At 63.1% G+C, this 11,701-nt stretch carries 11 protein-coding genes; 3 read left to right on the top strand and 8 right to left on the bottom strand.

All coding sequences use genetic code 11. The features are described from left to right. Nucleotides 1-83: 83 nt before the first annotated feature. Both ABD884_RS01740 and ABD884_RS01735 read right to left on the bottom strand, forming a co-directional pair. The gene (locus tag ABD884_RS01740) at nucleotides 84-674 is read right to left on the bottom strand and encodes an ArsR/SmtB family transcription factor (protein ID WP_345034883.1); all 591 of its coding nucleotides are present in this window, start codon (nucleotides 672-674) and stop codon (nucleotides 84-86) included. Nucleotides 675-770: 96 nt separating this feature from the next. Continuing rightward, nucleotides 771-1,982: an acetoin utilization protein AcuC gene (locus tag ABD884_RS01735; protein WP_345034876.1), complete on the bottom strand. Its 1,212-nt coding sequence runs from the start codon at nucleotides 1,980-1,982 to the stop codon at nucleotides 771-773. Between the two features lie 112 nt (nucleotides 1,983-2,094). Between ABD884_RS01735 and ABD884_RS01730 the strand changes: the two genes are divergently transcribed. After that, nucleotides 2,095-3,528 carry a TrkH family potassium uptake protein gene (locus ABD884_RS01730; RefSeq protein ID WP_345034873.1) on the top strand — a complete coding sequence of 478 codons (1,434 nt, stop codon included), beginning with the start codon at nucleotides 2,095-2,097 and terminating at the stop codon, nucleotides 3,526-3,528. A gap of 40 nt (nucleotides 3,529-3,568) precedes the next feature. After that, complete coding sequence (locus tag ABD884_RS01725) at nucleotides 3,569-4,207, top strand: potassium channel family protein (RefSeq protein WP_028265361.1); 639 nt, start codon at nucleotides 3,569-3,571, stop codon at nucleotides 4,205-4,207. 50 nt (nucleotides 4,208-4,257) lie between these two features. Here ABD884_RS01725 and ABD884_RS01720 read toward each other — a convergent pair whose 3' ends face one another. Both ABD884_RS01720 and proC read right to left on the bottom strand, forming a co-directional pair. Further along, complete coding sequence (locus ABD884_RS01720; RefSeq protein ID WP_345034858.1) at nucleotides 4,258-4,836, bottom strand: hypothetical protein; 579 nt, start codon at nucleotides 4,834-4,836, stop codon at nucleotides 4,258-4,260. A gap of 139 nt (nucleotides 4,837-4,975) precedes the next feature. Continuing rightward, nucleotides 4,976-5,806 carry a pyrroline-5-carboxylate reductase gene (gene proC / locus ABD884_RS01715; RefSeq protein ID WP_345034855.1) on the bottom strand — a complete coding sequence of 277 codons (831 nt, stop codon included), beginning with the start codon at nucleotides 5,804-5,806 and terminating at the stop codon, nucleotides 4,976-4,978. Between proC and ABD884_RS01710 the strand changes: the two genes are divergently transcribed. After that, nucleotides 5,805-5,933, top strand: coding sequence for a hypothetical protein (locus ABD884_RS01710; RefSeq protein WP_345034847.1), 129 nt, complete (start codon nucleotides 5,805-5,807; stop codon nucleotides 5,931-5,933). The two genes, proC and ABD884_RS01710, sit on opposite strands and share 2 nt — an antisense overlap. A 449-nt stretch (nucleotides 5,934-6,382) precedes the next feature. Here the strand turns inward: ABD884_RS01710 and ABD884_RS01705 are convergent, their stop codons facing one another. The 4 genes from ABD884_RS01705 to topA form a co-directional block, all read right to left on the bottom strand. Then, nucleotides 6,383-7,219 (bottom strand): sugar phosphate isomerase/epimerase family protein, encoded by an 837-nt coding sequence (locus ABD884_RS01705; protein WP_345034843.1) that lies wholly within the window; start codon nucleotides 7,217-7,219, stop codon nucleotides 6,383-6,385. Between the two features lies 1 nt (nucleotide 7,220). Next, entirely contained in the window at nucleotides 7,221-8,285 is a 1,065-nt protein-coding gene (locus ABD884_RS01700; protein WP_028265365.1) for a Ppx/GppA phosphatase family protein, read from the bottom strand. A 67-nt stretch (nucleotides 8,286-8,352) separates the two neighbouring features. After that, nucleotides 8,353-8,805, bottom strand: coding sequence for an SseB family protein (locus ABD884_RS01695; RefSeq protein ID WP_345034834.1), 453 nt, complete (start codon nucleotides 8,803-8,805; stop codon nucleotides 8,353-8,355). Between the two features lie 152 nt (nucleotides 8,806-8,957). Next, entirely contained in the window at nucleotides 8,958-11,669 is a 2,712-nt protein-coding gene (gene topA, locus ABD884_RS01690; RefSeq protein ID WP_345034829.1) for a type I DNA topoisomerase, read from the bottom strand. Nucleotides 11,670-11,701: the final 32 nt, after the last annotated feature.

The raw sequence follows: 11,701 nt of genomic DNA, 5'->3' as shown, positions 1-11,701 counted from the left end.
CTCCCGCTGGACTGGCCCAACTGACTCGCAGTTGTTGTCGTTATGACGCCTCAAAACGACAACAACTGCGAGTTAGTTGGGTGTCACTTCTTGCGGCCGAACTTCGGCAGATTGGGCAGATTGGGCAGGTTCGCCAAGAGGTCTGCTGCCTTCGTGGCTGCACGTCCAACAGTGCGTCCGATCTGCTGCGGCATCGTGTCGTCGATTCCGGCGACTGCGGCAACAGCACCGGAGACCGGCGCCGGTTCCAGCGAGCGCCCGACGTCGGCGCTCGCCTGAGATGTGCCGATCGACTCGCCGTCGGGCTGCTTGAGCTGGGCGGCACCCTGCTGGCCAACCGCACCCTGCTGCGCAACCGCACGGGGGCGCGCGTTGCGGGCCGGGGTGGCGGCTTCGGCCGCGGGCTGGACTCGAGCGACGTCGAATGTCTCCAGCCAGCTGGCAACCCCCGCGAGCGGCTTCGGGTTCAACGCATAGTAGCGTTTCTGCCCCTGGGCGCGCATGCTGACAAGATCCGCCTCGCGGAGTACCTTCAAATGTTTCGAAATAGTGGGCTGGCTCGCCGCGAGCTCCTCCACCAGTTCCCCCACAGCCTTATCCCCAGAGCGGAGGGAAACCAGAATGTCACGCCGGGTTGCCTCAGCAATGACGGCAAATACGTCGTCAGTCACCATGCCTCCCACCCTAGCGACATATACGCCGAAAGGCATCAACTATTTCACGCTGGCGGGCTTTGCGGTCATCCCAACGGTTGGATGGTACAGGGAAATCTAGTCGAACCATGGGTCCAGCCCGTAGAGCGGGAAGATCTCCTTGCGCGTGGCAATGACCGTCCGGTCCACGGCGTCGGAGGGATCGTATCCGACCTCCCACGAGCGCCACCAGGTATCCACGCCGTCGCCCATGAGTTCCGGAACCGATTCCCCGTACTTCTCCTTGACGTAGCTTCGGAAGATTTCCGGGACCGGGGCCGTCAACTGCACCGGATGTTGCGCCACGATGCCTATCAAGTGGCTCCACGTGCGCGGTACCACCCCTGTAACTTCGTAGCCCCCTCCCCCGGTGGCAATCCAACGGTTTTCGCAGAACCTGGCAGCAAGGCCCGCGACGGCGGTGGCCGCCTCGCGTTGGCCGTCCACGCTGAGGTTGAGGTGCGTGAGGGGATCGAGTTTGTGGGAGTCGCAGCCGTGCTGGCTCACGATGACCTCCGGTTCAAAGGCCTGCACGAGTTGCGGTACCACGGCATGGAAGGCCCGCAACCACCCGGCGTCGCCCGTCCACGCAGGCAAGGCCACATTGACGGCGGTCCCCAGCGCATCCGGGCCACCGATCTCATTGGCGAATCCGGTTCCCGGGAACAACGAAAGGCCGCTTTCGTGCAGAGAGATCGTGAGGACCCTCGGGTCGTTCCAGAAGATGCTCTGGGTCCCATCCCCGTGGTGGGCATCGACGTCGATGTACGCGACCTTCCCGACGCCGCCGTCGAGCAGCCTCTGGACCGCGAGTGCGGCGTCGTTGTAGATACAGAAGCCACTGGCCCGCTCCCGCGAGGCGTGATGCATTCCGCCGCCGAAGTTCACGGCCCGGATGGCCGTTCCGGACAGGATCGCCTCAGCAGCGAGCAAGGAACCGCCGGCCAGCCGGGCGCTTGCTTCGTGCATTCCTGCGAAGGCCGGGTCATCTTCGGTACCGAGCCCGCGTTCCGGGTCCGGCGTCGTCGGGTCTTCGCTTGCACGCCGCACGGCGGCGACATATTCGGCACTGTGGACTGCCAGGAGTTCGACGTCGGACGCGACCTCGGGCGCTTGAACCGACACATGCTCCAGGTTGAACAGTCCGAGCGCCTCGGCGAGCCTGGCCGTCAGTTCAAGCCGCTCCGGAGCCATGGGGTGGGACGGACCGAAATTGTATGCGGTCATGGCAGGATCCCACGCGACCGTCGTTGGCAGCGCGGACGGACGGAGGCCAGCCCAGGAAGTCATCAATCACAGGCTACCCGAGCGGCGGGAAGGCAACCGCCCCGTTACAGCGGACGATTAGTGGTTTACTACTCAAGAAAGCAGAATCAATCGACCAGAAGCGAACAGCACTGCCATGACTCAGAGCCAGTCGAGGACCCGAGACCCGGCCACCTGGCAATCCGTCCAGACGGAGCGCGGAAGCCTGTGGATTTTCACGGGGATCCGGGACTTCGTCGACAACATCGCCAACACCTCGCCGGCGCGATTGGCCCTGACGGCCTACTGCCTTGCAATTTTCTTGTTCACCGGCCTGCTTTCACTGCCAGCCGCGTCGGCCGACGGCGGTGTCACTCCCCTCTACCAGGCGTTGTTCACAGCCGTATCCGCCGTGTGTGTGACCGGTTTGACGGTTGTCTCAACGGCGGTCCACTGGACCTTCTTCGGCCAGCTGGTCATCCTTGTGGGCATCTTCGTGGGCGGTTTGGGAACCTTGACCCTCGCTTCCCTCCTGGCCCTCATGGTCAGCAAACGGCTGGGCGTACGGGGCAAGCTCATCGCCCAGGAGGCCATGAACAACGCCGGTCGTTTAGGCGAAGTGGGTACTCTGTTGCGGACCGTCATCTCGACGTCCGTGACCATCGAGGCCATCTTGGCCATCGCATTGGTTCCGCGCTTCCTGACACTGGGAGAAGGCTTCTGGGAGGCGTTATGGCACGGGGTCTTCTACTCGATTTCCTCGTTCAACAACGCCGGGTTCACGCCCCACTCCGACGGCATCGTGCCGTACCAGATGGACTTGTGGATCCTGGTGCCGCTCATGCTGGGCGTTTTCCTCGGCAGCCTCGGTTTCCCCGTCATGCTGGTGCTCCGGAGGCACGGCCTCAGGTGGAAGAAATGGAGCCTCCACACCAAGCTGACCATTCAGGTGTCCCTGATCCTGCTGGTTGCGGGCTCCGTCCTCTGGGCTTTGATGGAGTGGGACAACACCCGCACTATTGCCAACATGAGCGTCGGCGACAAGATCACGCATTCCATTTTCGCCTCCGTCATGACGCGCTCCGGAGGCTTCAACCTCGTTGACCAGAACCATATGGATGCCACCACTCGGCTCTTGTCCGACGCACTGATGTTTGCCGGCGGCGGTTCGGCGTCGACAGCGGGCGGCATCAAGGTCACCACCATCGCGGTCATGTTCCTTGCCATTGTCGCCGAGGCGCGAGGCGACGCCGACGTCAAGGCCTACGGCCGCACCATTCCGGAGGGCACCATGCGCGTTGCCATCTCGGTCATCGTGGCCGGTGCCACGTTGGTGTGCGTGGCAGCATTCCTGCTGCTGTCCATCAGCGGCGCCAGCCTGGACCGGGTACTCTTCGAAACCATTTCGGCCTTCGCAACGGTAGGCCTCAGCACGAACCTTAGTGCCGAGCTGCCGCCCGCGGGGGTCTACATCCTGGCCGCGGTCATGTTCGCCGGCCGTATCGGCACCATCACCCTTGCCTCCGCACTGGCCCTCCGCCAACGCAGGCAGCTATTCCATTACCCCGAAGAGAGGCCGATCATTGGCTAATTCAACAGGCGCCCCCAACCGACCGGCGCACAACGCGCCCGTGCTGGTAATAGGCCTGGGCCGCTTCGGTGCGGCCACCGCCGAGCAGCTCGTCAAGCAGGGACGCGAAGTCCTGGCCATCGAGCGGGACCGCACGCTCGTGCAGAACTGGGCTTCCGTCCTGACCCATGTGGTGGAAGCGGATGCGACCAACATCGATGCACTCCGCCAGCTCGGTGCACAGGAATTCAGTTCTGCAGTGGTGGGCGTGGGAACATCGATCGAGTCCTCGGTGCTCATTACGGTGAACCTCGTGGACCTGGGCATTGAACACCTCTGGGTGAAAGCCATCACTGCCTCGCACGGCAAGATCCTCACCCGCATCGGTGCCAACCACGTCATCTACCCTGAAGCCGACGCCGGGGTCCGCGCCGCCCACCTCGTTTCCGGGCGCATGCTGGACTTCATCGAGTTCGACGACGATTTCGCCATCGTGAAAATGTACCCGCCCAAGGAAACCGTGGGCTTCACTTTGGATGAGTCCAAGGTCCGTTCCAAATACGGCGTGACCATTGTCGGGGTTAAATCACCCGGCGAAGACTTCACCTACGCCCGGCCAGAGACCAAGGTCTCCGGCCGCGACATGCTGATCGTATCCGGGCACGTTGACCTGCTGGAACGGTTCGCGGCACGGCCATAGCGACGGGGCCGTCGCTGGGCGGCCGTCGCTGGGCGGCCAACGCGCGGCGCTCAAGATGCAGCGTTGATGAATCCAATGACGATGGCTGTCCACCAGCACAGCTGCGAGATGGCCAGGCACGCAAGCATGTGGAAGCGTTGCCCCAGTGTCAGATCCCGAAAGGATGCGGTAGGCGCCAAGTGTGCCAGCCGCCTCATCAGGGGTATGAGCATGATGCCGTTGAGGGTGAGGATCAGCACCGCAAGCAGCTTCACGTCTGTCATGGTGCTGCTCAAATTAGCGTTGAGGAAGACTCCGCTGGCCAGCATGCCAGCCAATCCGCCCCAGATCAAAGGGGTTGCAGCCCCGTCGAGCCGGATCGTCTCGGCCAAGCCGCGTCTTCCGATGAGCCACAGAAAACCATGCCAGTCCACCAGAAGGATGGCTCCGAAGGACACCACCATGGCCAGAACATGGGCGATGAGGGCGTAAATGTGGATGAAGCCGCCTACTCGCGTGGATCCTGCCAACAGTACCGATATCAGCCATGCCGCGGCGGCCGAAGCACTCAGGATGACAACCAGCCGTCGCGTGGCGAGTTCGGATTCGCGCCGTCTCGCTGTTCGCCTGCTCACTGCGATATAACTCATGGCTACCTCTTTGCAGCCCGGACACCTGAAGATGGGAACGGACTGCCTTCCAACCGTTCCATGCCTTAGACAACGTTAACTCCTGGCTGCCGGGGCCGGAAGACCCGGCACCGGCTGATGGCACCGGCCCTCCAGGGAGTTAGCCGAGCTGCTGCGTGATTTCCGCGGCCCGGGCCGCGGCTGCGCGCGCTCCGTCGGCGATGATAGCGGGAATCCCGCCGTCGTTGAAGGCTGCGATGGCCCGCTCCGTGGTGCCGTTGGGACTGGTCACGGCGATGCGTAGTGCGGCGGGGTCCGCTCCCGGCTCGGCAAGCATGAAACCGGCACCGGCAACGGTCTCGCGGGAAATCATGAGGGAGAGTTCGGGATCCAAGCCGAGTTCGACGCCGGCAGCAGCCATGGCCTCAGCAAGGTAGAACACATAGGCAGGGCCCGAGCCGCTGATGGCTGACAGTGCATCCACCTGTTCCTCCGGGATTTCCACCACGGTGCCTGCTGCGGCGAGGATGTCCTTGGCCTGCTGGAGCTGCTCGGGAGTGCAATTGGTTCCGGCCGACACGGAGACCACTCCACGGCCCAACTTGGCGGGGGTGTTGGGCATGGTGCGAATGACCGGCTGGCCCTCGGGCAAGGCTGCTTCCAGCTGGGCGATGGACACGGCGGCGGCAACGCTGATCACAATGGTGGTCCTGGCCAGGGAGGAGGAGATTTCGCGGGCTAGATCGGCAATGCCCACGGGCTTGACGCCCAGGATGACAACCGAAGCGCCCTTGGTGGCTAACTTGTTGTTGTCTGGTTCCTCGGCTCCGGCGATGGTCATGACATGGTGGCGCTCAGCCAGTTCGGCGGCGCGTTCTGCGCGACGCACAGTGGCGACGACGTCCGACGGATCCGTTCCGGCGGCAAGCAGGCCACCTAGAATGGCCTCGTTCATGGACCCACAGCCAAGGAATGCGATTCGGTTGCTCATGGCTTCCATGATGCCAGTTCGGCTTCGCCGCTGCAGAACCAGCTCGGTGCGGCATGACGGCTACCGGGATTCCCAGCTGGTTCTCAAGGTTATTGCAGGCTGCACCCAATATTGCTCCGTAACTTAGTAGTTGCCTCATTGAGGGTGCGAGTGATGAGGCGGGCATGGGGATGTCCGCCACAAGCACCGGTGGTCGAACGGGTTTCCCCCCATTTTCCCGTATCGACCGCCGGTGCTTTCTCGTTTAAGTGGCGCGTTTAAGTGGCGCGGTCATGTTTGAGGTCGGGTTATAGGACAAAAGGTGTGTAAATCCCGGGCGCGATGACCCAGCAAAACGTCGGGATCCTGTGTGAAAGCGGATGCATCGGGGAATGTCGGATTCTGCTGGATCATCCGCTTTGGCAAGTCCCGGCGCCCCGGAATCACGCGGCGGGCGCCACTGACGGGTGGAATGATCCAGCGGAATCGAACTCTTTAGCAGTAGACCCACGGTTCCGGGGAAGTGCCCGCCGCCCCTGCCTTCATCGGGTGTTCTTCAAGGCTCGATGCGGAACCTCTGCTTGCCCGCAGGCGTGCTTAGATCTCGAAGGCTCCCACGAGTGGCGCCCCCAAGTGCTGGCGCGCGAAGCGCAGCGTTTCGGCGAGCCATTCCTCGCGTTCACCGGCAGCCTTGGCCTTGCGCGTGGAGATCTCGGCAACCACCGTGCCTTCGAATCCATTGGATGCGAGATACTGCAGGGCCTCGGCGCAATGTTGAGTTCCGTAGCCGGGGATCAAGTGTTCGTCCTTGCCAGAGCCCGAACCGTCCGTGAGGTGGACGTGGCGCAGTTTGCTCCCGAGCGCCCGGATCGCCTCAAGGCTGTTGGCGCCCGCTGTGGCGGCGTGCGAGAAGTCCCAGGTGACGTCGTCGTAGTCCTGTCCCATCGGATCCCAGTGCGGAAGGTAAGCGAGTGCCTCCCGGCCGCGCACACGCCAGGGGTACATGTTCTCTACCGCGATGTGCACTTGGTACATCGCCGCGATCTCGCGCACTCCGGCAGCGAAGTTCTCCGCATAGTTCGACTGCCAACGGAACGGCGGGTGGACTACCACGGTGTTGCAGCCGACTTCGCGCGCCATCTGGCAGGACATCTCGATCTTGTTCCACGCCGGACCCCAAACCTGCTGGGTCAGCAACAGGGTGGGGGCGTGGATGGAGACGATCTGCTGGTCATAGCGGTGGCTAAGCTGGATGAGGGCATCCGGGTTTTGGCTGGTGGCGTTGTTGGTCACCATCACTTCGACACCGTCGTACCCCAGGTCCTGGGCCACGGAAAAAGCGTCATGGACGCTGAGCGGATAGACAGAAGCGCTGGAAAGCGCCACCGGAATCCTCGGCCTGTCTTCTTCAGAGTGCTCGACGTCGGTGCTCATGTCAGTTGGCCTGCCTCCCAGCGGTCGCGATAGGGATGGATGCCGCCGCGGGGACGGGTCTTCCGGTGTTGGCGCCCGGGCGGGGCACCGGTACCGCGCCCCCGAGCCCGACATGCGGTGCCGGCTCCAGTGGGCCGTCGAAGATCAGCTGGTCGAGGCGACGCAGGATCAGCCCCTCGCGCAAGGCCCAAGGACAAATCTCCATGCTGGGAAACTCGAACATTTCCAAGGCGGCCTCGGCCACGAGTGCTCCAGCGAGGATCTGCCTGGCCCGCGCGTCCGAGACTCCCGGAAGATACAAGCGGTCCTCGACCGTCATGGCCGAGATCCGCTGTGTCCAGAGCCCCAAGTCCGTGGCGTGGAGTTCGCGCTTGACGTACGGACCGGCGCCACTGGGAGCCGCGCCTGCGATGCGTGCGAGCGAACGGAAGGTCTTGGAGGTTCCCGCCACCAAATTGGCCCGGCCCAGCTGCTTGAACTCGCGGACCACGGGCTTCAGAGTTTGGCGGATGTATTTTCGCAGCTCTTTGACACTCTTGGCCGTGGGCGGATCGTTGTGGAGCCAGTCCCTGGTCAAACGGCTGGCTCCGAGTGGGACCGACAGCGCAAGCTCAGGCAATTCGTCCTGGCCAAACGCCATTTCGAAGGAGCCGCCGCCGATGTCCAAGTCCAGGATCGGGCCAGCTCCCCAGCCGTACCAGCGTCGAACCGCGAAGAAGGTCATGGAGGCCTCTTCGCTGCCGGTCAGTTCCTGCAGCGTCACGGTGGTCTCGTGCTTCACGCGGGCGAGGACCTCGACGCCGTTGGTGGCTTCACGAATGGCCGAGGTACAAAAAGCCAAGAGGTCCTCGGCCTTGTGTCGGGCCGCGAACTCCCACGCCTCAAGGACGAACTCAATCAACTCGTGTTGTCCGGCATCGTTGATGTTGCCGTCGCCGTCCAGGAACTGAACCAGCGAAAGCGGTCGCTTATGGGAGGCAAACGCCACCGGGCGTGCGCCTGGGTGCGCGTCCACGAGAAGCAAATGGACGGTGTTGGAACCGATGTCTAGGACGCCAAGACGCATTCTGCCATTATTCCCCGATTCGAAGTGTGTGAAGCAACTAGGACTGCCGTTTCATGCCGCGAGCCTGTCAATTATTCCTGGGCGCGTCTGCGTCAGCTGTGTCGGCAGTGTCGTCGCGGGTGAAGTCGCGGCGGACGTTGGCGATGCCTTCCGGGCCCATCTCGAAGCCGTGCTCGCTGCCGGGGTTGATCACCAAGCCGAGCTCGTCACCGATGCTGTCCAGAATCGCGGCGCCGTGGGTTCCCAAAATGTTGGGCGCTGCCTCCAGGAATTGTGATTCCACACGGCTCGGGTGGCTGAACACAGCCAGAACAGGTTGTCCCTCGGAGTTGGCGAGGACAAGTGGCTCAACCGCCGCATCAGGCTTATCCAGCGAGTCACTGCTCAAGATATAGACCTCGTTGTTCAGGAAGGCCAGGATGACGTCCACGGGGTTCGCGTCGGCTTGTCCAGCCTTCGCGAGCTTGGATTCGAGGTCGTTCAAGGGCAGGGACTCCGGGGCTGCGGGCTGATCAGTCATGGTTCTACTCGATCACGAGTGCCATCCGGGACGCAATTCTCGCCCCAGCTCCCGACACAATTCCCAGGGACACGCGTATTACCTGACGACGCCCGAATCCGGGTGTCCCCAGCGAACATGCGTGTCCCTGGCGCGTTTGCGCAACCCAAGCGCTACTTCTTCGCCGGTGCCTTACGGGCCGTGGTAGTCCGCTTGACCGGGCCCTTGGCGCGCTTCTCGGCGAGCAGCTCGATAGCCTGCTCGCGAGTAAGCTCCTCCATGGACGTATCCCGAGGAACGGTGATGTTGGTGACGCCGTCGGTGATGTACGGACCGAAACGTCCTTCCTTCACCACGATGTTCTTCTCCGAAACCGGGTCCGGGCCAAACTCAGCCAACGGTGGGACGGCTGCCCGGGCACCGCGTTGCTTCGGCTGGGAGTAGATCTCCAGTGCCTGTTCCAGCGTAATGGTGAAGATCTCTTCCTCGGATCCGATGGACCGCGAGTCCGTGCCCTTCTTCAAATAGGGCCCAAAGCGGCCGTTCTGCACCGTGATGGGGTTGCCTTCGGCATCCTCGCCCAGGACGCGGGGAAGGCTCATGAGCTGCATGGCTTCGTCAAGGGTGATCGTGTCCACGGACATAGACTTGAACAGGGAACCTGTACGCGGCTTGGCCTTGACGGGCTTCTTCGGCGGCTTGGGTTTGCCGTTCTTGTAGTACTCCACCGGCTGGTTTGCCAACTGCTCTTCGGTCATCTCCGGGATGACCTCCGTGACATAGGCGCCATAGCGGCCGTTCTTGGCAACCACGGTGTGGCCGGTGTGCGGGTCCGCGCCCAGGACGCGTTCCTCGGGGGCCGCCGTTTCCATCAGTTCCACGGCCTTGGCCGCAGTGAGCTCGTCCGGTGCAAGATCCTCGGGGACGTTGGCCCGCGCCGACTCCACGACTTCGCCGGTCTTGGGATCGATAGTGGGGATCGAGCTTTCCAGATACGGACCGAACTTGCCGACGCGCAGCGTGATTCCCTCGGCAATCGGCACGGAGTTGATCTCGCGGGCATCGATTTCACCGAGGTTGTTGACGATGCTCAACAGGCCCGGATCGGCGTCCTCACCGTAGTAGAAGTGCTTGAGCCACGCTGCGCCAACCGCTTGGCCATTGGCGATCTTGTCCAGGTCGCCTTCCATATCCGCCGTGAATTCGTAATCCACATAGTCGCTGAAGTGCTGCTCCAGCAAGCGGATGACCGAGAAGGCGATCCAACTGGGAACCAGCGCTGAGCCTTGCTTCCGGACATAGCCTCGGTCCTGGATGGTGGAGATGGTGGAGGCATACGTGGACGGGCGGCCGATGCCACGTTTTTCCAGTTCTGCCGTCAATGATGCTTCGGTGTACCGCGGCGGCGGGGAGGTCTCGTGGCCCACGGCAACAATCTCGGAAGCCGTGAGGGAATCGTCTTTGGCCACGTTGGGCAAGCGGCGGGCGTCATCCGAGTCGTCGTCCCCGCGGCTCTCGTCCTTGCCCTCCTCGTAGGCTGCAAGGAAGCCGGGGAAGGTGATGACCGTGCCTGAGGCCGAGAATTCGGCGTCGCGGCCGTCGGTAGCCACTGCGCCGAGGCGGATGGTGGCGGTGGAGCCCTTGGCGTCGCCCATCTGGGAAGCAATGGTGCGCTTCCAGATGAGTTCGTAGAGACGGAAAGCGTCGCCGCTCAGCTGGCTGGCCACCTGAGCCGGGGTGCGGAAGGAGTCACCCGCGGGGCGGATGGCCTCGTGGGCTTCCTGCGCGTTCGCGGCCTTGTTGGCGTAGACACGCGGAGACTGCGGCACGTACTCGGGACCGTACAGCTCAGCTGCCTGGCGGCGGGCGGCCGTGAGGGCTTCGTCACTCAACGCCGAGGAATCGGTACGCATATACGTGATGTAGCCGTTTTCATACAGGCGCTGGGCGATCTGCATGGTGCTCTTGGAGGAGAAGCGCAGCTTACGTCCGGCCTCCTGCTGAAGGGTCGACGTCGTGAACGGAGCGGCGGGCCGGCGGGTGTACGGCTTGGTGTCCACCGAGCGGACGCGGAAGTCCGCGTTCTCCAGCCCGGCCGCCAACGACGTGGCGAGTTCCTCGTTGAGGTGCACCGCGTTCGCCGAGGTGAGGACGCCGTCGTCGTTGAAGTCACGGCCGCTGGCCACCTTCGCGCCGTCCACGGCAGCGAGCTTCGCTTTGAACGTCGCGGAACCGGTGCCGAACTGGCCGGTCAGGTCCCAGTACGACGCCGCCTTGAATGCCATGCGTTCGCGTTCGCGGTCAACCACCATGCGGGTCACGACCGACTGCACACGGCCGGCCGACAAGCCGCGGGCTACCTTGCGCCACAGCACCGGGGAGATTTCGTAGCCGTACAGGCGATCCAGGATGCGTCGGGTTTCCTGGGCGTCCACCAGGGCGTTGTCGACGTCGCGCAGGTTGTCCATGGCGCGGTGGATGGCTTCCTTGGTAATTTCACCGAAGGTCATGCGGTAGACGGGAACTTTGGGTTTCAGGACCTCCAGGAGGTGCCACGCGATGGCCTCGCCCTCGCGGTCCCCATCGGTTGCGAGATAGAGCGCGTCAGCGTCTTTCAGCTGGGCCTTGAGTTCGGCAACCTTTTTCTTCTTGTCCGGAGACACCACGTAATACGGTTTGAAGTCGTTTTCGATGTCGACGGCGAACTTGCCCACCGAGGTCTTCTTCAGTTCTGCAGGGAGTTCCGACGGCTGCGGGAGGTCGCGGATGTGGCCGATCGAGGCCTCGACAACGAAGCCTTCGCCCAGGTACTTGGCGATGGTCTTGCTCTTGGCCGGAGACTCCACGATCACGAGTTTCTTGCCGGTTTTTGCCTTGCTGGGCACGGTTCTCCTACAGAAAAATGAATTGCTTGGGC

Origin of the sequence: Arthrobacter methylotrophus (genome assembly GCF_039539965.1) — a bacterium.
In the GTDB taxonomy this organism is placed as follows: domain Bacteria; phylum Actinomycetota; class Actinomycetes; order Actinomycetales; family Micrococcaceae; genus Arthrobacter; species Arthrobacter methylotrophus.
The sequence above is the reverse complement of the archived record's forward strand: the minus strand, read 5'-3'. Positions and strand labels throughout refer to the sequence as shown.